This is a genomic window from Streptomyces sindenensis, from assembly GCF_014649035.1.
GTDB classification, from domain to species: domain Bacteria; phylum Actinomycetota; class Actinomycetes; order Streptomycetales; family Streptomycetaceae; genus Streptomyces; species Streptomyces sindenensis.
Genome location: NZ_BMSG01000003.1, coordinates 169,821 through 192,100 on the forward strand (window position 1 = coordinate 169,821; position 22,280 = coordinate 192,100).

General features: G+C 70.7%; 20 protein-coding genes. 15 read left to right on the top strand and 5 right to left on the bottom strand.

Annotation, left to right across the window (positions count from 1 at the left end; genetic code table 11):
• The first annotated feature begins 33 nt into the window (after window positions 1-33).
• The 9 genes from ftsW to IE145_RS06005 all read left to right on the top strand — a co-directional run bounded on the left by ftsW (window position 34) and on the right by IE145_RS06005 (window position 8,753).
• Window positions 34-1,494, top strand: coding sequence for a putative lipid II flippase FtsW (gene ftsW, locus IE145_RS05965; RefSeq protein WP_189519530.1), 1,461 nt, complete (start codon window positions 34-36; stop codon window positions 1,492-1,494).
• 6 nt (window positions 1,495-1,500) lie between these two features.
• Window positions 1,501-2,589 carry an undecaprenyldiphospho-muramoylpentapeptide beta-N-acetylglucosaminyltransferase gene (gene murG / locus IE145_RS05970; protein WP_189519532.1) on the top strand — a complete coding sequence of 363 codons (1,089 nt, stop codon included), beginning with the start codon at window positions 1,501-1,503 and terminating at the stop codon, window positions 2,587-2,589.
• A 62-nt stretch (window positions 2,590-2,651) separates the two neighbouring features.
• Complete coding sequence (locus IE145_RS05975; RefSeq protein ID WP_189519534.1) at window positions 2,652-3,446, top strand: cell division protein FtsQ/DivIB; 795 nt, start codon at window positions 2,652-2,654, stop codon at window positions 3,444-3,446.
• A gap of 276 nt (window positions 3,447-3,722) precedes the next feature.
• Complete coding sequence (gene ftsZ / locus IE145_RS05980; RefSeq protein WP_189519536.1) at window positions 3,723-4,952, top strand: cell division protein FtsZ; 1,230 nt, start codon at window positions 3,723-3,725, stop codon at window positions 4,950-4,952.
• Complete coding sequence (pgeF, locus tag IE145_RS05985) at window positions 4,949-5,692, top strand: peptidoglycan editing factor PgeF (RefSeq protein WP_189519538.1); 744 nt, start codon at window positions 4,949-4,951, stop codon at window positions 5,690-5,692. Before ftsZ ends, pgeF begins: the two co-directional genes overlap by 4 nt.
• 3 nt (window positions 5,693-5,695) lie before the next feature.
• Window positions 5,696-6,415, top strand: coding sequence for a YggS family pyridoxal phosphate-dependent enzyme (locus IE145_RS05990; RefSeq protein WP_189519540.1), 720 nt, complete (start codon window positions 5,696-5,698; stop codon window positions 6,413-6,415).
• A 125-nt stretch (window positions 6,416-6,540) separates the two neighbouring features.
• The gene (locus IE145_RS05995) at window positions 6,541-7,176 is read left to right on the top strand and encodes a cell division protein SepF (RefSeq protein ID WP_189519542.1); all 636 of its coding nucleotides are present in this window, start codon (window positions 6,541-6,543) and stop codon (window positions 7,174-7,176) included.
• 91 nt (window positions 7,177-7,267) lie between these two features.
• Window positions 7,268-7,552: a YggT family protein gene (locus IE145_RS06000; RefSeq protein ID WP_006123846.1), complete on the top strand. Its 285-nt coding sequence runs from the start codon at window positions 7,268-7,270 to the stop codon at window positions 7,550-7,552.
• Window positions 7,553-7,601: 49 nt separating this feature from the next.
• Window positions 7,602-8,753, top strand: coding sequence for a DivIVA domain-containing protein (locus IE145_RS06005; RefSeq protein ID WP_189519544.1), 1,152 nt, complete (start codon window positions 7,602-7,604; stop codon window positions 8,751-8,753).
• 222 nt (window positions 8,754-8,975) lie between these two features.
• Here the strand turns inward: IE145_RS06005 and ileS are convergent, their stop codons facing one another.
• A complete protein-coding gene (ileS, locus tag IE145_RS06010; protein WP_189519546.1) occupies window positions 8,976-12,119 on the bottom strand; it encodes an isoleucine--tRNA ligase in 3,144 nt (1,047 codons plus the stop codon).
• Window positions 12,120-12,682: 563 nt separating this feature from the next.
• Between ileS and IE145_RS06015 the strand changes: the two genes are divergently transcribed.
• From IE145_RS06015 to IE145_RS06035, 5 genes are all read left to right on the top strand, one after another.
• On the top strand, window positions 12,683-13,378 hold the full coding sequence (locus tag IE145_RS06015) for a TraR/DksA family transcriptional regulator (RefSeq protein WP_189519548.1): 696 nt from the start codon (window positions 12,683-12,685) through the stop codon (window positions 13,376-13,378).
• A gap of 59 nt (window positions 13,379-13,437) precedes the next feature.
• Window positions 13,438-14,028, top strand: a complete 591-nt coding sequence (gene lspA, locus IE145_RS06020; protein WP_189519550.1) for a signal peptidase II — start codon at window positions 13,438-13,440, stop codon at window positions 14,026-14,028.
• A 43-nt stretch (window positions 14,029-14,071) separates the two neighbouring features.
• Complete coding sequence (locus IE145_RS06025) at window positions 14,072-15,013, top strand: RluA family pseudouridine synthase (protein WP_089114868.1); 942 nt, start codon at window positions 14,072-14,074, stop codon at window positions 15,011-15,013.
• The gene (locus tag IE145_RS06030) at window positions 15,010-15,495 is read left to right on the top strand and encodes a GNAT family N-acetyltransferase (RefSeq protein WP_189519552.1); all 486 of its coding nucleotides are present in this window, start codon (window positions 15,010-15,012) and stop codon (window positions 15,493-15,495) included. Before IE145_RS06025 ends, IE145_RS06030 begins: the two co-directional genes overlap by 4 nt.
• A 129-nt stretch (window positions 15,496-15,624) precedes the next feature.
• Complete coding sequence (locus IE145_RS06035; protein ID WP_189519554.1) at window positions 15,625-17,211, top strand: Na+/H+ antiporter; 1,587 nt, start codon at window positions 15,625-15,627, stop codon at window positions 17,209-17,211.
• A gap of 12 nt (window positions 17,212-17,223) precedes the next feature.
• Here the strand turns inward: IE145_RS06035 and IE145_RS06040 are convergent, their stop codons facing one another.
• Window positions 17,224-18,378, bottom strand: coding sequence for a mechanosensitive ion channel family protein (locus tag IE145_RS06040; protein WP_189519556.1), 1,155 nt, complete (start codon window positions 18,376-18,378; stop codon window positions 17,224-17,226).
• A gap of 52 nt (window positions 18,379-18,430) precedes the next feature.
• Between IE145_RS06040 and IE145_RS06045 the strand changes: the two genes are divergently transcribed.
• Window positions 18,431-19,009 (top strand): dienelactone hydrolase family protein, encoded by a 579-nt coding sequence (locus tag IE145_RS06045; protein WP_189519558.1) that lies wholly within the window; start codon window positions 18,431-18,433, stop codon window positions 19,007-19,009.
• 96 nt (window positions 19,010-19,105) lie between these two features.
• Here IE145_RS06045 and IE145_RS06050 read toward each other — a convergent pair whose 3' ends face one another.
• The 3 genes from IE145_RS06050 to IE145_RS06060 all read right to left on the bottom strand — a co-directional run bounded on the left by IE145_RS06050 (window position 19,106) and on the right by IE145_RS06060 (window position 22,191).
• Entirely contained in the window at window positions 19,106-19,921 is an 816-nt protein-coding gene (locus IE145_RS06050; protein ID WP_189519560.1) for a DsbA family protein, read from the bottom strand.
• 65 nt (window positions 19,922-19,986) lie between these two features.
• The gene (locus IE145_RS06055; RefSeq protein ID WP_189519562.1) at window positions 19,987-20,715 is read right to left on the bottom strand and encodes a hypothetical protein; all 729 of its coding nucleotides are present in this window, start codon (window positions 20,713-20,715) and stop codon (window positions 19,987-19,989) included.
• 150 nt (window positions 20,716-20,865) lie between these two features.
• The gene (locus IE145_RS06060; RefSeq protein ID WP_189519564.1) at window positions 20,866-22,191 is read right to left on the bottom strand and encodes a DUF2252 domain-containing protein; all 1,326 of its coding nucleotides are present in this window, start codon (window positions 22,189-22,191) and stop codon (window positions 20,866-20,868) included.
• Window positions 22,192-22,280 lie beyond the last annotated feature (89 nt).

Consider the following 22,280-nt stretch of genomic DNA (forward strand, 5'->3'; position numbering starts at 1 on the left):
CCCCGGGCACGAGCAGTGGAGGGGACAGCGACAATGCCGGCCGACGAGAGATTCGCCGTACGGCGGGAGAGCGCACGGGCCTCGGTACTCCGCCCCCTCACCGCGGCGCCCGCCCCCGCCGGCGTACCCGTGCCCCCCGGGCTCGCCCTGCGCGGCCGGCTCGCCACCGGCGCCCGGCGCCCCGAGACGTCCCGCGGCTCCGGACGCGGTGGCTCCGGACGTGGCGGGTCCGGCTCCCGTACCCCGCGCCCGGGGCGGGGCGGCGGACCGCGGCAGGCCTACGAGCGGGCGCGGCGGGCCTGGGACCGGCCCCTGACCGCCTATTACGTGATCCTCGGCTCCAGCCTCCTGATCACCGTGCTGGGCCTGGTGATGGTCTACTCCGCCTCGATGATCAAGGCGCTGGACATCAGCAAGCCCGCGACGTACTTCTTCGGCAAGCAGTTCCTCGCCGCCGTCATCGGGGGCGGACTGATGCTGATCGCGGCCAAGATGCCCGTGAAACTCCACCGGGCACTGGCCTACCCGATACTGATGGTCACCGTCTTCCTGATGGTCCTGGTCCAGGTGCCGGGGATAGGGATGTCGGTCAACGGCAACCAGAACTGGCTCTACCTGGGCGGCCCGTTCCAGCTCCAGCCCAGCGAGTTCGGCAAGCTGGCGCTCATCCTGTGGGGGGCGGACCTGCTGGCCCGCAAGCAGGACAAGCGGTTGCTGACGCAGTGGAAGCACATGCTCGTCCCGCTCGTCCCGGTCGCCTTCATGCTGCTCGGCCTGATCATGCTCGGCGGCGACATGGGAACAGCGATCATTCTCACGGCGATCCTGTTCGGTCTGCTCTGGCTGGCCGGCGCCCCCACCCGCCTCTTCGCCGGGGTCCTCGGCTTCGCCGCCGTGCTGGCGTTCCTGCTGATCAGGACCAGCCCCAACCGGATGTCCCGGCTCGCCTGCATGGGTGTGAGCGAACCCGATCCGGAGGGCGGCTGCTGGCAGGCGGCCCACGGAATCTATGCTCTGGCGTCCGGCGGATGGTTCGGTTCCGGGTTGGGTGCGAGTGTGGAAAAATGGGGCCAACTCCCAGAACCCCACACCGATTTCATCTTCGCGATCACCGGTGAGGAACTGGGTCTGGCGGGGACGCTGTCCGTGCTCGCCCTCTTCGCGGCTCTAGGCTATGCGGGTATCCGCGTGGCCGGACGCACGGAGGACCCCTTCGTGAGATATGCCGCGGGAGGCGTGACCACGTGGATCACGGCCCAGGCCGTGATCAACATCGGTGCGGTGCTCGGCCTGTTGCCGATCGCCGGGGTCCCGCTCCCGCTGTTCTCCTACGGGGGATCGGCCCTGCTGCCGACGATGTTCGCGGTCGGGCTGATGATCACCTTCGCACGGGAGGACCCCGCGGCGAAGGCGGCCCTGGCCATGCGGAGGCCCGGGGTGAGATGGAAGACGATGAGACGGCGCGTCAAGAAGCGTCCGTCCGGAGAGCGGTGAATTTCGGTGCATGTCGTACTCGCCGGCGGGGGGACCGCCGGACACATCGAGCCCGCGCTTGCCCTCGCAGACGCCCTGCGCAGGCAGGACCCGACCGTGGGAATCACGGCCCTCGGCACGGAACGCGGCCTGGAGACCAGGCTCGTACCCGAGCGGGGGTACGAGCTGGCGCTCATCCCGGCCGTACCGCTGCCCCGTAAGCCCACGCCCGAACTGATCACCGTCCCGGGCCGGCTGCGCGGCACGATCAAGGCCGCCGAGCAGGTCCTGGAGCGCACCAAGGCGGACTGCGTGGTCGGCTTCGGCGGCTATGTCGCCCTGCCCGGCTACCTGGCCGCCAAGCGGGCCGGGGTGCCGATCGTGGTCCACGAGGCCAACGCCCGCCCCGGCCTGGCCAACAAGATCGGCTCTCGGTACGCCCACGGGGTCGCCGTCTCCACCCCGGACAGCAAGCTGCGCGGCGCCCGCTACATCGGCATCCCGCTGCGCCGCACCATCGCCACCCTGGACCGCGCCCGGGTCCGCCCGGAGGCCCGCGCCTCCTTCGGCCTCGACCCCAACCTGCCCACGCTGCTGGTCTCCGGCGGCTCGCAGGGCGCGCGCCACCTCAACGAGGTGGTCCAGCGGGTCGCGCCGCTGCTCCAGCGCTCGGGGATCCAGATCCTCCATGTGGTCGGCCCGAAGAACGAATTGCCGCGCATCGACAACATGCCCGGGATGCCGCCCTACATCCCGGTACCGTACGTGGACCGGATGGATCTCGCGTACGCCGCGGCCGACATGATGCTCTGCCGCGCGGGCGCGATGACCGTCGCCGAACTCTCCGCCGTCGGGCTTCCCGCCGCCTACGTCCCGCTGCCCATCGGCAACGGCGAACAGCGGCTCAACGCCCAGCCGGTGGTCAACGCCGGCGGCGGCCTGCTGGTGGACGACGCGGCGCTCACCCCGGAATGGGTGCAGGGCAACGTCCTGCCGGTGCTGTCGGACCCCCACCGGCTGTACGAAATGTCCCGCGCCGCCGCAGAGTTCGGCCGGCGCGACGCCGACGACCTGCTCGTCGGCATGGTGTACGAAGCGATCGCCTCGCGTCACTAGGCGTGCGGCGCGATGCGGTGCGGACCCGGGGCGGGCGCCCCGGGTCCGGCGAAGGAGCGAGCGTGGCCGGACCGACGACCGCCCAGCGCGGCGCACCCGGGCGGGCGGACACCTCCGCCCGCCCGCCGCACATCGGCTCCGAGGGGCCCCGGATCAGCCGTCGTCTGCTGCTGATCCTGATCGGCGCCGCGGCCGCCGTCCTCGTCGCGGTCCTGATCTGGGCGCTCTACGGCTCCTCCTGGCTCCGCGTCGAGAAGGTCACCACGAGCGGCGTTGAGGTCCTGACCCGCGAAGAAGTGGAAGCGGTTGCCGCGACACCGATCGGAGCCCCGCTGGTCTCCGTGGACACCGACGCGATGGAACGCCGGTTGCGCCAGAAGCTGCCTCGTATCGACAGAGTTGATGTCGTTCGCTCCTGGCCGGACGGAATCGGCCTTAAGGTGACGGAGCGAAAGCCGGTGGTTCTGGTCGAAAAGGGCGGGAAGTTCGTGGAAGTGGACGCCAAGGGCGTGCGCTACGCCACCGTGGCCAGGGCGCCGAAGGGCGTGCCCCTGCTGGAACTGGAGCCCGAACCGTCCGCGAGCCTCCGCCGCTTCGGGGGTGACCGTCTGTTGCGGGAAGCGGTCCGGGTCACCGGCGACCTTCCGGCGGCCGTCGCCAAGGACACCGAGGCCGTCCGGGTCACCTCGTTCGACGCGATCTCCCTGCGGCTCACCCGGGGCCGCGAGGTGATCTGGGGCAGCAGTGAGAACGGCGCCGCGAAGGCGCTCATCCTTGCCGCGCTCATGAAGGCGGCACCCAAAGCGGGACAGTTCGACGTAAGCGCTCCCACCGCCCCGGCGGTATCGGGGAGTTGACGGGCATTTGTGCTGGCCAGCACCCTGGTTGGTCAGCGCTACGGGTGATCACATAGGGTGAAAAGAAAAACGGGAGGTTCGGCGTGTTCGTTGAACGTGCGCCACTTGTCGACTTAGTGTCCTGTTCGGAAGAGTCCAGGAAGCAGACACACTGGTAACCCTAAACTTCAGCGTTAGGGTTTGGGTCGGCGTTCGGACCGTCCCCATCGACATCAGTCGTCGCCGCGGGGCCACCGCAGAGCGACGACACGTAACTCGAGGCGAGAGGCCTTCGACGTGGCAGCACCGCAGAACTACCTCGCAGTCATCAAGGTCATCGGTGTCGGCGGCGGTGGTGTCAATGCCATCAACCGAATGATCGAGGTCGGTCTCAAGGGCGTCGAGTTCATCGCGATCAACACGGACGCACAGGCCCTGTTGATGAGCGACGCCGACGTCAAGCTCGACGTCGGCCGCGAACTCACCCGGGGCCTCGGCGCCGGGGCGAACCCGGCCGTCGGTCGTAAGGCGGCAGAGGACCACCGTGAGGAGATCGAGGAGGTCCTCAAGGGGGCCGACATGGTCTTCGTCACCGCCGGAGAAGGCGGCGGCACCGGCACCGGCGGCGCACCCGTCGTCGCCAACATCGCCCGCTCGCTCGGCGCCCTGACGATCGGCGTGGTCACCCGCCCGTTCACCTTCGAGGGCCGGCGGCGCGCGAACCAGGCGGAGGACGGCATCGCCGAACTCCGCGAAGAGGTCGACACCCTCATCGTCATCCCCAACGACCGCCTGCTGTCCATCTCGGACCGCCAGGTCAGCGTGCTCGACGCGTTCAAGTCGGCCGACCAGGTGCTGCTCTCGGGTGTCCAGGGCATCACCGACCTCATCACCACCCCGGGCCTGATCAACCTCGACTTCGCCGACGTCAAGTCGGTCATGTCCGAGGCCGGATCGGCGCTCATGGGCATCGGCTCGGCGCGCGGCGACGACCGCGCGGTGGCGGCGGCGGAGATGGCGATCTCCTCGCCCCTCCTGGAAGCCTCCATCGACGGCGCCCGCGGGGTCCTGCTCTCCATCTCCGGCGGCAGCGACCTCGGTCTCTTCGAGATCAACGAGGCCGCCCAGCTGGTGAGCGAGGCGGCCCACCCCGAGGCCAACATCATCTTCGGCGCCGTCATCGACGACGCCCTGGGCGACGAGGTCCGGGTCACCGTGATCGCCGCGGGCTTCGACGGCGGACAGCCGCCGGCCCGCCGGGAGAACGTCCTCGGTGCGAACAGCGCCAAGCGCGAGGAGCCGGCCGCCCCGGTCAGGTCCGCCCCCGAGCCCGCGCGCCCGGCCGGCGGACTCGGTTCCGTACCCCCGCGCGAGGAGAGCCCGGCCCCGGCCGAGCCCGCCCCGGCGCCGGCTTCGGCCTCGGGCGAGAGCACGCTCCCGCCCGTCTCCCCGCCGCACGTCCCGCCGGCCCGTCCCTACCAGGACACCCAGGCCGAAGAGCTGGACGTACCGGACTTCTTGAAGTGATAGATCAGCACCGGACGGAAACCGTCACGGGCAGCGCTCATTTCGCCTTCACCGACCGGTGGGGCGGAGTGAGCGCCGCTCCGTACGGCGAACTCAACCTCGGCGGCGCGGTCGGAGACGACCCCGCCGCCGTCGGCGCGAACCGGGAGCGTGCGGCGCGCGACCTCGGTATCGACCCGGCGCTCGTCGTCTGGATGAACCAGGTGCACGGCCGGGACGTCGCGGTGGTGGACGGGCCCTGGGGTGCGGACGCGGAGATTCCGGCCGTGGACGCGGTGGTGACCGCCCGGCGCGGGCTGCCGCTCGCGGTCCTCACCGCCGACTGCACCCCCGTTCTCCTCGCCGATCCGGTCGCCGGAGTCGTCGGGGCGGCGCACGCCGGGCGGCCGGGACTGGTCGCCGGAGTCGTACCGGCGGCGGTCGAGGCGATGATCGCGCTCGGCGCACACCCCTCCCGGATCACCGCGCACACCGGCCCGGCCGTTTGCGGCCGGTGCTACGAAGTACCGGAGGCGATGCGGGCCGAGGTCGCCGAGGCTGTCCCCGGCACCTGGTCCGAGACCAGCTGGGGAACGCCGGCGGTGGACGTCACCGGCGGAGTGCACGCCCAGCTCGCCGTTCTCGGAGTGACCGACCGGCACCGTTCGCCGGTCTGCACCCGGGAATCGGGCGACCACTTCTCGTACCGCCGCGACCGCACCACCGGGCGGCTCGCCGGATATGTCTGGCTGGACGGATAGGGCATGACGGACCGTAAGGCTCAACTCGCGGCGAATCTCGCACAGGTGGAGGAAAGGATCGCCTCCGCCTGTGCCGCCGCGGGGCGCGAGCGGGAGGAGGTGACCCTGATCGTGGTCACCAAGACCTACCCCGCGAGCGATGTGCGGATCCTGCATCAACTCGGTGTGCGTCATGTCGCGGAGAATCGTGACCAGGACGCCGCCCCCAAAGCCACTGCTTGTGCGGATCTTTCGCTGACGTGGCACTTTGTCGGACAATTGCAGACGAACAAGGTTCGCTCTGTGACCGGTTATGCCGATGTGGTGCAGTCGGTGGACCGTGCCAAGCTGGTCACCGCTCTCTCCGCCGCCGCGGTGCGCGGGGAGCGTGAACTCGGCTGCCTGATCCAGGTCGCCCTGGACGCGGAGAGCGGCGAGCGCGGTGAGCGCGGCGGTGTCGCGCCGGACGGGGTCGAAGAGTTGGCGGCCGCGATCGAATCGGCTCCCGCGCTCCGGCTCGACGGGCTGATGACCGTGGCGCCGCTGGCCGGGGAGTACGCCGGCCGGCAACGGGCCGCGTTCGACCGGCTGATGGAAATCTCATCCCGCCTGCGCGCCGGTCATCCGGCTGCGAACATGGTCTCCGCAGGTATGAGCGGGGATCTGGAGGACGCGGTGGCGGCCGGAGCGACACATGTACGCGTCGGTACGGCGGTACTCGGAGTCCGACCCCGCCTCGGGTAACGTCGCGAAGCAAGTCGGACCACAGCAGAAAATATGGTCATTCCCACTTCTAGCGGGCAGGCCACAGTGGATCGCTGGCACTTGGTGACGAATGCCGATCCACCACAGAGCGGAGGACTCGGAGCATGGCCGGCGCGATGCGCAAGATGGCGGTCTACCTCGGCCTCGTGGAGGACGATGGGTACGACGGTCCGGGGTTCGACCCCGACGACGAATTCGAACCTGAGCCGGAGCCCGAGCGCGACCGGCGGCGGCACCAGCCCCCGCACCAGGTGGAGCGGGACCGGGAGCGCGACCGCGAGCGCGAAAGGGACGAACCGGTACGAGTGGTGCAGCCGCCCGCCCAGCGCGAGCCGGTTCAGCTCCCCGCGGAAAGCGTGCGACCCGCCCGGATCGCACCCGTGGCATCCATCACACCTGAACGCCCGAACATGGAGAAGAACGCACCGGTGATCATGCCCAAGGTCGTGTCCGAGCGGGAGCCGTACCGCATCACCACGCTGCACCCCAGGACCTATAACGAGGCCCGTACCATCGGGGAACACTTCCGTGAGGGCACTCCGGTGATCATGAATCTCACGGAGATGGACGATACGGACGCGAAGCGACTTGTCGACTTTGCCGCAGGACTCGTCTTCGGTCTCCATGGCAGCATTGAACGCGTGACGCAGAAGGTGTTCCTGTTGTCGCCTGCTAACGTCGATGTCACGGCGGAGGACAAGGCCCGCATCGCAGAGGGCGGATTCTTCAACCAGAGCTGAGAACACGACACCGGGAACGACCCGGCCGCGAGGCCGGTGCCGGCCGAGAGGCCGGAGCTGACGAGAGCCAGGGGAGAGGGAAGCGCGAGACATGGGCGTCGCACTGGATGTGGTCTATATCGCGCTGATGTGTTTCCTCATCGTGCTGATCTTCCGGCTGGTCATGGACTACGTCTTCCAGTTCGCACGTTCATGGCAACCCGGCAAGGCGATGGTGGTCGTACTTGAGGCCACCTACACTGTCACCGATCCACCGCTCAAGCTTCTGCGGCGGTTCATTCCGCCGCTGCGTCTCGGGGGCGTGGCACTCGACCTGTCCTTCTTCGTTCTGATGATCATCGTCTACATCCTGATCAGCGTTGTGGTCAGGTTGTGAGCGATACGGTCTTGCCGACTGCCGACGACTACGTAGAGGTGAAGAAGAGATGCCGTTGACCCCCGAGGACGTGCGGAACAAGCAGTTCACGACCGTCCGCCTCCGAGAAGGCTATGACGAGGACGAGGTCGATGCCTTTCTCGACGAGGTCGAAGCGGAGCTGACCCGTCTGCTCCGTGAGAACGAGGACCTGCGGGCCAAACTGGCCGCTGCGACGCGCGCCGCCGCGCAGAACCAGCAGCAGCAACAGCAGCAGCAGGGCATGCGCAAGCCCCCGGAGCAGCAGGACCGCCCCGGTGCGCCCGTTCCCGCCGCCATATCTGGACCGCCGCAGCAGCAGCAGCCCCCGCAGATGGGTCCGCCCCAGCTGCCCGGTGGCGCGCCGCAGCTGCCCGCAGGTCCCAGTGGCCATGGCCCCCAGGGTGGCCACGGTCCCGGTCCGCAGGGCCCGCACGGCCCCGGCCCGATGCAGGGCGGTCCCATGGGCGGACCGATGGGTGGCCCCATGGGTCAGCACCCCCAGCAGCAGATGCAGCAGATGCAGCCGCCGCAGATGCAGCAGCAGGGGCAGGGCCCCGGTGGCGACAGCGCCGCCCGTGTCCTCTCGCTCGCGCAGCAGACCGCCGACCAGGCGATCGCGGAGGCCCGTTCCGAGGCCAACAAGATCGTCGGCGAGGCGCGCAGCCGCGCCGAGGGCCTGGAGCGCGACGCGCGTGCCAAGGCCGACGCCCTGGAGCGGGACGCGCAGGAGAAGCACCGTGTGGCGATGGGCTCGCTGGAGTCGGCCCGCGCGACGCTGGAGCGCAAGGTCGAGGACCTGCGTGGCTTCGAGCGCGAGTACCGTACGCGGCTGAAGTCCTACCTGGAGAGCCAGCTGCGTCAGCTGGAGACCCAGGCGGACGACTCGCTCGCCCCGCCGCGGACGCCGGCCGCCGCTTCGCTGCCGTCGTCCCCCTCGCTGGCCCCGGCCGGTGCGGGTGCGATGGGTCACTCCATGGGCGGCTCCAACCACGGTGGCCACGGCGGCCAGCAGATGGGTGGCGGTCAGTCGATGGGCAGCGGTCCGTCCTACGGTGGTCAGCAGCAGATGTCGCCGGCCATGACGCAGCCGATGGCGCCGGTGCGGCCGCAGGCTCCGCAGCCGATGCAGCAGGCGCCGTCGCCGATGCGTGGGTTCCTGATCGACGAGGACGACAACTGAGCGGTGCGCGCTCGCTGAGCGCGTAGCCGTCGGCAGTCAGAGGGCCGGGCCCCGGGTTTTCCCGGGGCCCGGCCCTCTGTCGTGGGCGGGGGCCGCCCCCCTGTGTCCTCAAGCGCCGGACGGGCTGTTTCGGGGTTCGGGGGCGGAGCCCCTGAGGGGGTACGGGAAAGGGCCCGCCGGAACTCGCTCCGGCGGGCCCTTCCCCTTTCGTGCGGGCTCCCCCTACCGCTTGCGCAGGCGGAACGCCAGCGCCAGGCCCTCGTCCTCGAACGGCGTGCCGTACGTCTCGTCCGCCTCGCCCTCCGCGTAGTCCACGGCCAGGACCTCGTCCGAGATCAGGGGCGCGTGCTCCGTGAGGGCCTCCCGCGTGGCCTCGGACGTCGAGGTCCAGCGGACGGCGATGCGGTCCGCCACGTCCAGGCCGCTGTTCTTGCGGGCCTCCTGGATCAGGCGGATCGCGTCACGGGCCAGGCCCGCGCGACGCAGCTCGGGAGTGATCTCCAGGTCCAGGGCCACCGTCGCGCCCGAGTCCGAGGCGACCGACCAGCCCTCGCGCGGGGTCTCCGTGATGATCACCTCGTCGGGGGAGAGCGTGACCTGCTCGCCCTCCACCTCCACCGACGCCGTGCCTTCGCGCAGGGCGAGGGAGAGCGCGGCCGCGTCCGCGTTCGCCACGGCCTTGGCCACCGCCTGCACGCCCTTGCCGAACCGCTTGCCCAGCGCCCGGAAGTTCGCCTTGGCCGTGGTGTCCACCAGCGAGCCGCCCACCTCGGAGAGCGAAGCCAGCGATGTGACGTTCAGCTCTTCCGTGATCTGCGCCCGCAGGTCGGGGGAGAGGGACTCGAAGCCGTTCGCCGCTACCAGGGCCCGGGACAGCGGCTGGCGCGTCTTCACGCCCGACTCCGCGCGCGTCGCCCGGCCCAGCTCCACCAGGCGGCGCACCAGCGCCATCTGGGAGGAGAGGGTCGGGTCGATCGCCGATACGTCCGCCTTGGGCCAGGCGGAGAGGTGTACCGACTCCGGGGCGTCCGGCGTGACCGGGGCGATCAGGTCCTGCCAGACCCGCTCGGTGATGAACGGCACCAGCGGGGCCATCAGACGCGTGACCGTCTCGACGACCTCGTGCAGCGTGCGCAGCGCCGCCTTGTCGCCCTGCCAGAAACGGCGGCGCGAGCGGCGTACGTACCAGTTGGAGAGGTCGTCCACGAACGCCGAGAGCAGCTTGCCGGCGCGCTGGGTGTCGTAACCCTCCATCGCCACCGTCATCTGGTCGACCAGCGCGTTGAGTTCGCTCAGCAGCCAGCGGTCCAGGACCGTGCGGTCCGCCGGCGCCGGGTCGGCCGCCGACGGGGCCCAGGACGAGGTACGTGCGTACAGGGCCTGGAAAGCCACCGTGTTCCAGTACGTCAGGAGCGTCTTGCGGACGACCTCCTGGATCGTGCCGTGGCCCACCCGGCGTGCCGCCCACGGGGAGCCGCCCGCCGCCATGAACCACCGCACCGCGTCCGCCCCGTGCTGGTCCATCAGCGGGATCGGCTGGAGGATGTTGCCCAGGTGCTTGGACATCTTGCGGCCGTCCTCGGCGAGGATGTGGCCCAGGCAGACCACGTTCTCGTAGGACGACTTGTCGAAGACCAGCGTGCCGACCGCCATCATCGTGTAGAACCAGCCGCGGGTCTGGTCGATGGCCTCCGAGATGAACTGCGCCGGGTAGCGGCTCTCGAAGACCTCCTTGTTCTTGTACGGGTAGCCCCACTGCGCGAACGGCATCGAACCCGAGTCGTACCAGGCGTCGATGACCTCCGGGACGCGGTACGCCTCCAGCTGGCAGTTCTCCCGCGTGCAGGTGAAGGTGAACTCGTCGATGAAGGGGCGGTGGGGGTCGAGGGACGACTGGTCCCTGCCGGTGAGTTCGCTCAGTTCGGCTCGCGAGCCCACGCACGTCAGGTGGTTGTCCTCGCAGCGCCAGATCGGCAGCGGCGTGCCCCAGTAGCGGTTGCGGGACAGCGCCCAGTCGACGTTGTTGTTCAGCCAGTCGCCGAAGCGGCCGTTCTTGACCGAGTCCGGGAACCAGTTGGTCTTCTCGTTCTCCTGGAGGAGGCGGTCCTTGATGGCCGTCGTCCTGATGTACCACGACGGCTGCGCGTAGTAGAGCAGCGCCGTGTGGCAGCGCCAGCAGTGCGGGTAGCTGTGTTCGTACGGGACGTGGCGGAAGAGCTTGCCGCGCGCGTCCAGGTCCGCGGTGAGCGCTTCGTCGGCCTTCTTGAAGAAGACCCCGCCGACCAGGGGGAGGTCCTCCTCGAACGTGCCGTCGGGGCGGACCGGGTTGACCACCGGGAGGCCGTAGGAGCGGCAGACCACGAGGTCGTCGGCGCCGAACGCGGGGGACTGGTGGACCAGACCCGTACCGTCCTCGGTGGTGACGTACTCGGCATTGACCACGTAGTGGGCCTCCGCCGGGAAGTCGACGAGGGTGAAGGGGCGCTCGTAGGTCCAGCGCTCCATCTCGGCGCCGGTGAACGACTGGCCGGTCACCTCCCAGCCCTCGCCCAGCGCCTTCTCCAGGAGAGGTTCGGCGACGACCAGCTTCTCCTCGCCGTTCGTCGCGACGACGTAGCGGACCTCGGGGTGCGCGGCGACCGCCGTGTTGGAGACCAGCGTCCACGGCGTGGTCGTCCAGACCAGGAGCGCCGCCTCGCCGGCCAGCGGGCCCGACGTCAGGGGGAAGCGGACGAAGACCGAGGGGTCGACGACCGTCTCGTACCCCTGGGCCAGCTCGTGGTCGGACAGGCCCGTGCCGCAGCGGGGGCACCAGGGGGCGACCCGGTGGTCCTGGACCAGCAGGTCCTTGTTGAAGATCTCCTTCAGCGACCACCACACGGAGTCCACGTACTCCGGGTCCATCGTGCGGTAGGCGTCGTCCAGGTCGACCCAGTAGCCCATGCGGGTCGTCAGTTCGGCGAACGCGTCGGTGTGCCGGGTCACCGAGTCACGGCACTTGGCGTTGAACTCGGCGATGCCGAACGCCTCGATGTCCTTCTTGCCGTTGAAGCCCAGCTCCTTCTCCACCGCGAGCTCGACCGGCAGGCCGTGGCAGTCCCAGCCCGCCTTCCGGCCGACGTGGTAGCCCTGCATCGTGCGGAAGCGGGGAAAGACGTCCTTGAAGACGCGGGCCTCGATGTGGTGGGCGCCCGGCATGCCGTTGGCGGTGGGCGGGCCCTCGTAGAAGACCCACTCGGGGCGGCCCTCGGACTGCTCCAGGCTCTTGGCGAAGACCTTGTTCTCCCGCCAGAAGTCGAGCACGGCGTGCTCCAGCGCGGGCAGGTCTACCTGGGCGGGTACCTGGCGGTACTGCGGCGATGTCATGTGCGGCTTCCTCCGGCGGATGTCTTCCACTTCCGTCGGAGGGACGAGAGCGTCTCGGCTCCCGCGGTACCACCCTCCTTGGCCCCGGGCGCAGCCCGTGGCCCCCTCATTGGGGTCGCGATGCCGGGTCTAGTGGCTCGGTGCCCGTGGGGGAACCCACGCGTCCCGGGCGTTCTTCCGGCGGCTCAGGGGTGATCTTCACATCGCGCTCGCCCCCGGGCTCCCACCGTCCCCGGGTCGCTGCTGGCTGCGTACGGCGCTACTCGTCCCGTCGATGCCTCTCGCTGAGGCCAGTGTACGGGCCCGTACGGGCGACGGCCGACCGGTTTACCGGGGGCGCGTGGGCGTGACCCGAGTGGCGGGACGGGGTACAAGCACTTCCCGGCGAGGCCCCGGGGACGGATTACCGGACGGGGAGCTGGGAACAACGGAGGCAGGCGCGCCACGACCGGACACGGGGGGAGGCGAGAGGGCGGCGTGCCCCGTTGCCGCGGGGCTGGAGTCGATTTATCGTCCCAGCACGATTCGCGAGCAAGATCACCATATGTGAAGGGGCCGCGGCCATGGTGGCGAAGAAGGCAGCGAAGAAGACGGTGGAGAAGGCCGCCCCCAAGAAGACCGCGGCCAAGAAGGCGGCGGCCAAGAAGGCGGCGGCCAAGAAGGCGGCGGCCGGCGACAAGTCCGCCGCCGAGAAGAGCACCACCAAGAAGACCGCGAAAAGGGCCGCACCGGCGGCCACGGAGGCGGCCCGGGCCGCCGAGCAGACGGGAGCCCCCACGGTGGCAGCCAAGAAGAGCGCGAGTCGTCCCGCAGCAGGCGCACAGGCCACGGCCCCCGTGCCGCCCGCCCGTGCCGCCGCCCCGGACGAGCTGGCCGTCCGGCCCGGCGAGGACCCCTGGACACCCGAGGAGGTCACCGAGGCCCGCACCCTGCTGACCAGCGAGATCCTGCGGCTCCGCACGGAGCTGGAAGCCTCCGGCGCGGCCCTCGCCGGGCTGATGCGGGACTCCGGTGACGGCGCGGGCGACGACGAGGCCGACACCGGCACCAAGAACATCACCCGCGAGCACGAGCTGTCGCTGGCCGCCAACGCCCAGGAGATGCTGGAGCAGACCGAGCGGGCGCTCGCCCGGCTGGAGGCGGGGACGTACGGGCTCTGCGAGATCTGCGGCAAGCCGATCGGCAAGGCGCGCATGCAGGCCTTCCCCCGGGCCACCCTGTGCGTCGAGGACAAGCAGAAGCAGGAGCGGCGCGGCTGATCCGCACAGGTGTGTCGTACCCTCGTCCGAAGGCAGGCACCTAGGGTTGAGGGACTTACGTGGCAGAGGCGGAGCGCATCATCGGTACGCCGGACGATCCCGAGGCCGAGGGCACGGACGAGGGCGGCAGCACGGCCGCCGACGCCGCCGTCAACGCGGGCCGGGGCAAGCGGAAGGTCCTCGTTCTCCTGAGCGTGGCCGTCGTGGCCTATCTGCTCGACCTGGCCACCAAGATGATCGTGGTCGCGAAGCTGGAGCACCAGCCGCCGATCGACGTCATCGGCGACTGGCTGCAGTTCCGGGCGATCCGGAACGCGGGCGCCGCGTTCGGGTTCGGCGAGGCGTTCACGGTGATCTTCACCATCATCGCCGCCGGTGTGATCGTGGTGATCGTCCGGCTGGCCCGCAAGCTCTACAGCCTGCCGTGGGCCATCGCCCTGGGTCTGCTCCTGGGCGGTGCGCTCGGCAACCTCACCGACCGGCTCTTCCGGGCGCCCGGCGTGTTCGAGGGCGCGGTGGTCGACTTCATCGCCCCCAAGCACTTCGCCGTCTTCAACCTCGCCGACTCCGCCATTGTCTGCGGCGGCATCCTCATCGTGATCCTGTCCTTCAAGGGCCTGGACCCCGACGGGACCGTCCACAAGGACTGACCGGGCTGCACGGGCAGCGTGTCGCGCAAGGCATACTCGACTGGTGAGTACGCATCCCGAGATCCGCACCCTGCCCGTACCGGACGGCCTGGAGGGCGAGCGCGTCGACGCCGCCATCTCCCGGATGTTCGGTTTCTCCCGCACCAAGGCCGCCGAGCTGGCCGCCGCCGGGAAGGTCCAGGTGGACGGTTCGGTGGCCGGGAAGTCCGAGCGGGTCCACGGCGGCGCCTGGCTGGAGGTCGAGATGCCGGGGGCGCCCGCTCCCGTCCAGATCGTCGCCGAGCCCGTCGAGGGCATGGAGATCGTCCACGACGACGACGACATCGTCGTCATCATGAAGCCGGTCGGCGTCGCCGCCCACCCCAGCCCCGGCTGGACCGGCACCACCGTCATCGGCGGCCTCGCCGCCGCCGGCTACCGGATCTCGACGTCCGGCGCCGCCGAGCGCCAGGGCATCGTGCACCGCCTCGACGTCGGCACCTCCGGCCTGATGGTCGTCGCCAAGTCCGAGCGCGCCTACACCCTGCTCAAGGCCCAGTTCCGCGACCGGGTCGTCGACAAGAAGTACCACGCCCTCGTTCAGGGCCACCCGGACCCGATGAGCGGCACCATCGACGCGCCCATCGGCCGTCACCCCAACCACGACTACAAGTGGGCGGTCACCGCCGAGGGCAAGCCGTCGGTCACCCACTACGACCTGATCGAGGCCTACCGCGCCGCCAGCCTCCTCGACATCAAGCTGGAGACCGGCCGCACCCACCAGATCCGGGTCCACATGTCCGCCCACCGCCACCCCTGCGTCGGCGACCTCACCTACGGCGCCGACCCGACGCTGGCCAAGCGCCTGGGGCTGACCCGGCAGTGGCTGCACGCCGTCCGCCTGGGCTTCGAGCACCCGGCCGACGGGAGCTGGGTGGAGTTCTCCAGCAGCTACCCGGCCGACCTCCAGCACGCCCTGGACACCATCTCCGCGGAGAGCCAGTGACCGCGGCGCCCACCTCGTACAGCACGCGCAGAGCCGTCGAGGAGAGCGACCTGGCGGCCTGCTTCCAGGTCCGCAAGGACGTCTTCGTCGGCGAGCAGAACGTGCCCGAGGAAGTGGAGTACGACACCTACGACGCCACCGCCGTGCATGTCCTGGCCGTCGCCGCCGACGGCACCGCCCTCGGCACCGGACGGCTGCTGCACGGCGCGGCCGCGGCCGGGAAGACCGGCGGCGACCCGGCCGTCGGATCGCTGGGCCGGCTCGCCGTGAGCCGGGAGGCGCGCGGCCTCGGCGTCGGCGCCGCCCTCGTACGGGCCATCGAGGACGAGGCGCGGGCGCTCGGCCTGGCCGCCGTCGACCTGCACGCCCAGACGCACGCCCTCGGCTTCTACGAGCGGCTCGGTTACGTCGCGTACGGCCCCGAGTTCCCCGACGCGGGCATGCCGCACCGGGCCATGCGGCGGGAGATCCGCCGGGCCTGAGCGCCTCGGATCCGGCGGGATCGACCGGTTCCCGGGAGGATCTGCGGAAACGCGCACCCCGCGTGGCAGGGTGGAAGCCCTGTTCGGCCGCTCGTGACCCGCCGGACCCGCATGCTCCGGAAGGCCCCCGTGGAACAGATGACCCTGCTGCTCCTGCTGCTGCTCGGAGCCGTGGTCACGGTGCCGCTGGGCGACCGGCTGGGGCTGCCCGCGCCGGTGCTGATGACGCTCGCGGGCATCGCGATGGCGTTCACGCCGTTCGTCCCGAACGTGGACGTGCCGCCGGAGATCATCCTCCCCGCGCTGCTTCCGCCCCTGTTGTACGCCACCGTCCAGCGCACCTCCTGGCGGCAGTTCGCCGCCAACAGGCGTCCGATCTTCCTGCTGGCCGTGGCCCTCGTCTTCGTCACCACGGCCGCCGTCGCCGCGGTCGCCAACTCGATCGTGCCGGGGCTGCCGATCGCCGCCGCCGTCGCGCTCGGCGCGCTCGTCGCCCCGCCCGACCCGGTCGCGGCGACGGCCGTCGCGGGCTCGGTGGGGCTGCCGCGGCGGCTGGTGTCGATCCTGGAGGGCGAGGGCCTCTTCAACGACGTGACCGCCATCGTGCTCTACCACGTGGCCATCGCCGCCGCCGTCAGCGGTACCTTCTCGCTCCCCGAGGCCTTCGGCCTCCTGATCCTCTCGGCCGTCGTCGCGGTCGCCGTCGGCCTCGCGATCGGCTGGCTCACCATCAAGCTGATGAACCTGCTCGGCGACGCCACGCTCCAGGTCGGGCTGACCCTGCTGGTGCCGTTCGTCGCCTACGTCCTCGCGGAGGAACTGGAGGGCTCCGGCGTGCTGGCCGTCCTGACGGTCGCGCTGTTCCTCGCCGAGCACACCGCCGACGCCGACGACGTGCTGGGCCGGCTCACCGGACGTACCTTCTGGGACATCGTCGACACCCTCGTCACCGGCGTCGCCTTCGGGCTGATCGGCCTGGAACTGCACTCCGTCTTCGGCACGGCCGACGGGCACGCCCTGGAGATGGCCGGCTGGGGGCTCGCGATCGTCGCCGTCGTCGTGGGCGTACGGCTGCTGTGGCTGCTGCCCGCGACCTGGCTGGCCAAGCGGCTGCACACCCGGCGGGACGTCAGCGAGGAGATCCCCACCAGCTGGCGGGAGACCGTCGTGATGTGGTGGGCCGGGATGCGCGGGGTGGCCTCCGTCGCCCTGGCGCTGGCGATCCCGCTGGAGACCGACGACGGGCAGCCCTTCCCCGGCCGTGAGGAGATCATCTTCATCGCGTTCGCGGTGATCATGGCCACCCTGGTCTTCCAGGGGCTCACCCTCCCCTGGCTGGTGCGCAAGCTGAGGGTGGGGGCCGACACCGCCGCCGAGGAGGCCCTGGAGCGGGACCTCGCGATCCGGGCCGCCAAGGCCGCCAAGTACCGGCTCAAGGAGATCCAGGAGGTCGAGGAGTTCCCGGAGGAGGTCGTGGAACGGCTCCAGCGTGCCGCGTACGACATCGGCGCCCGGATCAGCCCCGACATGATCGACGAGGAGCGGCGCGAGGCCTACGCCCAGCGGGCGAAGCGCTTCAAGGCGGTCAGCCGCGTCCAGCGCGAGATGATGTCGGCCGCCCGCCACGAGGTGCTCTCCGCGCGCAGCGAGCCCGGCTCCGACCCGGAGGTCGTGGACCGGGTGCTGCGGTACCTGGACTTCCGCTCGCTGCGGTGAACCCCGGCGCCTTCAGCCCCGGCCCGTGCGCGGGGCCCTGGAGTCGTCCCGGTCCGCGGGCGGGGCGGAGCCGTTGCTGCCCGCCCGGCCCGCCTTCGCTCCCGTCAGCTCCGCCCACTGCTCGCCCGGAGGCAGTACGGCGGGGGAGGTGGCGATCCGCGGGAGTGCGTACGGATGGTGGTCGCGCAGCCAGCCGATCAGCTGCTCGCGCACCGCGCAGCGCGCCGTCCAGATGTCGTCCGCGTCCTTCGCCGTCATCACCGCCCGCACCTGGATCGTGGACGGCGTCGTGTCCGTGACCGCCAGCGACCAGTCCCGGCCGTCCCAGGCGGCGATGTCGCCGAGGATCTCCCGCAGCTTCTCGCGCATCGCGGCGACCGGGGCGGAGTGGTCGAGGTGGAAGAAGACGGTGCCGGTCATCTGGGCCCCACCGCGCGACCAGTTCTCGAACGGCTGGCTGGTGAAGTACGAGACCGGCATCGTGATCCGGCGCTCGTCCCAGGTCCGTACCGCCAGGAACGTCAGGGTGATCTCGTCGATCGTGCCCCACTCGCCGTCCACCACGACGGTGTCGCCGATCCGCACCATGTCGCCGAACGCGATCTGGAGCCCGGCGAAGAGATTGCCCAGCGTCGACTGGGCGGCGACGCCCGCGACGATGCCGAGGAGACCGGCCGAGGCCAGCATCGAGGTGCCGACCGCCCGCATCGGGGGGAACGTCAGCAGCATCGCGGCGATCGCGACGACCGTCACGACGGCTATGACGACCCGCTGGATCAGCGTCACCTGGGTCCGGACCCGGCGGACCCGGGCGGGGTCGCGGGTGCCCATGGCGTACCGGGCGTAACTGGCCTCCACGACCGTCGCCGCGATCCGCACCACCAGCCAGGCCGACGCGCCGATCAGCACCAGGGTCAGGATCTGGCCGATGCCGGCCCGGTGCTCCCACACCCAGGCGATCTCCGTCTGGTGGTAGCTGCCGCGCAGCAACGCCGTGATCACCACCACCTGCAACGGCGGGCGGCAGCGTCGCAGCAGCCCCCACAACGGGGTCTCGTGGTGACGGCTGTCGGCCCGCCGCAGCAGCAGGTCGACCAGCCAGCCGATCAGCAGCGTGATCACCACGGAACCGCCGATCACGATCAGCGGGCGCAGCACGCTCTCCATTCGTTCGTCCTCCCAGACATAGGGCGGCCCTCAGAGGGTGCGAAATGGCACCATGGGCCTCATGAACATCATGCTTTTCCACTCGACGTACGGGCTCAGGCCCGCCGTGCACGCGGCGGCCGCGCGCCTCAGGGACGCCGGCCACGAGGTGCGCGTGCCCGATCTGTTCGAGGGACACACCTTTGACACGGTGGAAGAGGGCATGGCCTACAAGGACGAGGTCGGCAAGGACGAACTGCTCAAGCGTGCCGTGCTGGCCGCCGCGCCCTACTCCGACCAGGGGCTCGTCTACGCCGGCTTCTCCCTCGGCGCGGCGACCGCGCAGACCCTGGCGCTCGGCGACGCGAAGGCCCGGGGGCTGCTGCTGTTCCACGGCACGTCGGACATCGCCGAGAACGCCGCGGTGGACGAGCTCCCCGTCCAGCTGCACGTCGCGGACCCCGACCCCTTCGAGTCCCACGACTGGCTGAACAGCTGGTACCTCCAGATGCAGCGCACCGGCGCGGACGTGGAGATCTACCGCTACCCGGGGGCCGGGCACCTGTTCACCGACCCCGATCTGCACGACTACGACCAGGCGGCCGCCGAGCAGACCTGGAAGGTCGCGCTCGGCTTCCTGGCCACGCTGTAGTCCGCCTCCGGCCCCCCCCGGTGAAGCGCGTGGAAGCCGGTGCTCCCGGGCGGTCCGGCCGCCCGGGAGCACCGGCTTCCACGCAGCTGCCAGGCGTTACGCCTTGAGCGCCTTGTCGATGGCCTTGGTGAACTCGTCGGCCGTCATCGGGGCGTTCTCGCTGCCCTCGGCGGTGATCTTCTTGTCGTCCATCTTCAGCGTCGGCGTGCCCTGCACCCCACTGCTGTCGAAGGTCTTGGACATCTTCATCGCCCAGGCGTCGTACGTGCCGTCCTCGACGTTCTTCTGGAAGTCCTTGTTGTCCTTCAGCGCGTCCACGGAGTTCGCGACCTCGATGAGGTAGCTGTCCTTGGCGAACTTGTCGTCGCTCTCCTCGGGGTGGAACTCGGCCGAGTACAGCGCGGCCTTGTACTCCAGGAAGGCCTCGGGGCTCACGTCCAGCGCCGCACCGAGCGCGCTCAGGGCGTTCTTGGAGCCCTCGCCGTTGTCGGTGTTGTCGATGAAGGTCGCGCCGATGTACTGGACCTTGTACTTGCCGGCCTCGACGTCCTTCGAGACGGTCTCGCCGACGCCCTGCTCGAACGTGGCGCAGACCGGGCAGCGCGAGTCCTCGTACAGCTCCAGGGTCTTCTTCGCGCTCGACTTGCCGATGACGACGGTGGTGCCGTCCTTGCCCGAGGTGTTCTTCGGGGCGGTGACGTTCTTCGCGTCGGCGGCCGCCTCCCAGGCGTCCGGCTTGTTCAGCTGCATCACGCCGTAGCTGATGCCGCCGACCACGGCGAGGGCGGCGACGACCGACACCGCCACGACGACCTGCTTGCGGGTCTTGTCCTTCTTGGCCTGGCGCTCGCGCTCGGCCCGCAGCCGCTCGCGGGCCGCCGCCTTGTTCGCCTGGCTGTTGCGCTTGCTCATGTTCGTTTCTCCGTGCGTACGTGTGTGGGGAGTGGGTCTGCCGTGCACCGCGTGTCGCCGTGCCCTCAGGCAGCGGCGTACGGCGCGGGCGGCGGGCCCCGGCGACCCACACTGTGTACGAGGAAACGGGCGGTCAGCGGCGGGTGCGGACGCCCGGCGGGCCGGGAGCGGCGGGCCGCGGCCCGCACCCCGGCGCGCACCACGGCGACCGCGGTCAGCAGCGGCCGGAACGCCAGCAGGGCCGCCGTGCGCACCAGCCCGGCCAGGGCGGCCTCGCCGCGCCGCAGCCAGGCCGCGGCGAGCAGCCCGACCGCCACATGGGCGACGAGCAGTAGCCACGGCACCGCGGGTCCGGGCTGGGCGAGGAGCGCCGCCGCGCGGTCGCCCGCACCGGCCACATCGGCCAGCGGGGTGCCCACCGCGCCGACGCCCGCCATCCGGGCCCCGCCCGCGCCGACCTCGCCGCCGCCGCACAGAACGTCGAAGCCCACCGCGCGCAGCGGGCCCGCGACCGGGCCGCCGGCCGCCCCGTAACAGAGGTGCTGGCCCGTGGTGAACAGCGTGTCGGCGGCCAGCTCCAGCGGGACCAGCAGTCCCGCGATCGCCCCGAAGCCGCGCTCCCGGCCGGCCAGCGCGTACGCCACGGCGAAGACCGCGGCGGCCGGCAGGGCGACCGCGGTCAGTGGCAGCGGCACTCCGGAGAGCAGCACATGGGACGCCGTGGACAGGGTGACGACGAGCGCGGTGAAGACCGCCGCGCGCGCGACCCTGAGCTGCGTCCCTGAGATGTCCATTGCCGGAAAGTGTGTCATGCGTGGCGGTAAGCGGACCTTAAAAGAGGCTGAGAGTCTCGCCCGGCAGGCCGTTCGCCGACGCCCCTAGGTCCTGTCGTCAAACTGCCGTCGTCGCCCGGAGCGCGGCAGACGGCAGTTTGACGACAGGTCCTAGAGTCCCGGGATCCTCCCGTTGCGGAAGAGGTCCACGAAGATCTGGTGGTCCGCGCGGGCCCGCGCCCCGTAGCTGTGGGCGAAGTCGACCAGCAGCGGCGCGAAGCCCTCCTCGTCGGCCGCGATGGCCGCGTCGATCGCCCGCTCCGTGGAGAACGGCACCAGCGAGTGGCCGCTCTCGTCGTCCGCCGCCCCGTGCATCGTGGCCGTCGCCCGGCCCAGGTCCGCGACGACCGCCGCGATCTCGTCCGCCTCGTCGATGTCGGACCAGTCCAGGTCGACCGCGTACGGCGAGACCTCGGCGACCAGCTGGCCCGCCCCGTCCAGCTCGGTCCAGCCCAGCCACGGGTCCGCGTGGGCCTGGAGCGCCCGCTGCGAGATCACCGTGCGGTGACCCTCGTGCTGGAAGTACTCCCGCACGGCGGCGTCCGTGATGTGCCGGGAGACCGCCGGGGTCTGCGCCTGCTTGAGGTAGATCACCACATCGTTCTCCAGGGCGTCGCTGTTGCCCTCCAGCAGGATGTTGTACGAGGGCAGCCCCGCGGACCCTATGCCGATGCCCCGGCGGCCCACGACGTCCTTGACCCGGTAGGAGTCCGGCCGGGTCAGGCTCGACTCCGGCAGCGTCTCCAGATAGCCGTCGAACGCGGCCAGCACCTTGTAGCGCGTCGCGGCGTCCAGGTCGATCGCCCCGCCGCCGTCCGCGAACCGGCGCTCGAAGTCCCGGATCACCGTCATCGAGTCCAGCAGCGAGAACCGGGTGCGCGAACGGGCGGCCCGCAGCGCGCCCAGCAGCGGGCCGTCCGCGGTGTCCAGCGTGAACGGCGGCACCTCGTCGTTCTTCGCGCCCGTCGCCAGCGCGTGGATCCGCTCGCGGTAGGACGTGGCGAAGATCCGGACCAGCTCGGTGATCTGCTCGTCGGCCAGCGCCTTCGCGTAACCGATCAGCGCCACGGAGGCGGCGAACCGCTTCAGGTCCCAGGTGAAGGGGCCCACGTACGCCTCGTCGAAGTCGTTGACGTTGAAGACGAGGCGGCCGTTGGCGTCCATGTAGGTGCCGAAATTCTCCGCGTGCAGATCGCCGTGGATCCACACCCGGCCCGTGCGCTCGTCCAGGAACGGGCCGCCGTGCCGCTCCCGCTCCAGGTCGCTGTAGAACAGGCAGGCCGTGCCCCGGTAGAAGGCGAAGGCCGAGCCCGCCATCTTGCGGAACTTGACCCGGAACGCGGCCGGGTCGGCGGCCAGCAGCTCCCCGAAGGCGGTGTCGAAAACGGCGAGAATCTGCTCCCCGCGCTGCGCTGCGCCGGTCTGCGTTTCCGACATTTCTTACTGCCTCCTGCGGTAGCTGGCGTATGGCGTCGAAGCCTGGAGTCCATGTGACCGAGTGCATGACAAATCGGACACGCGTTCCG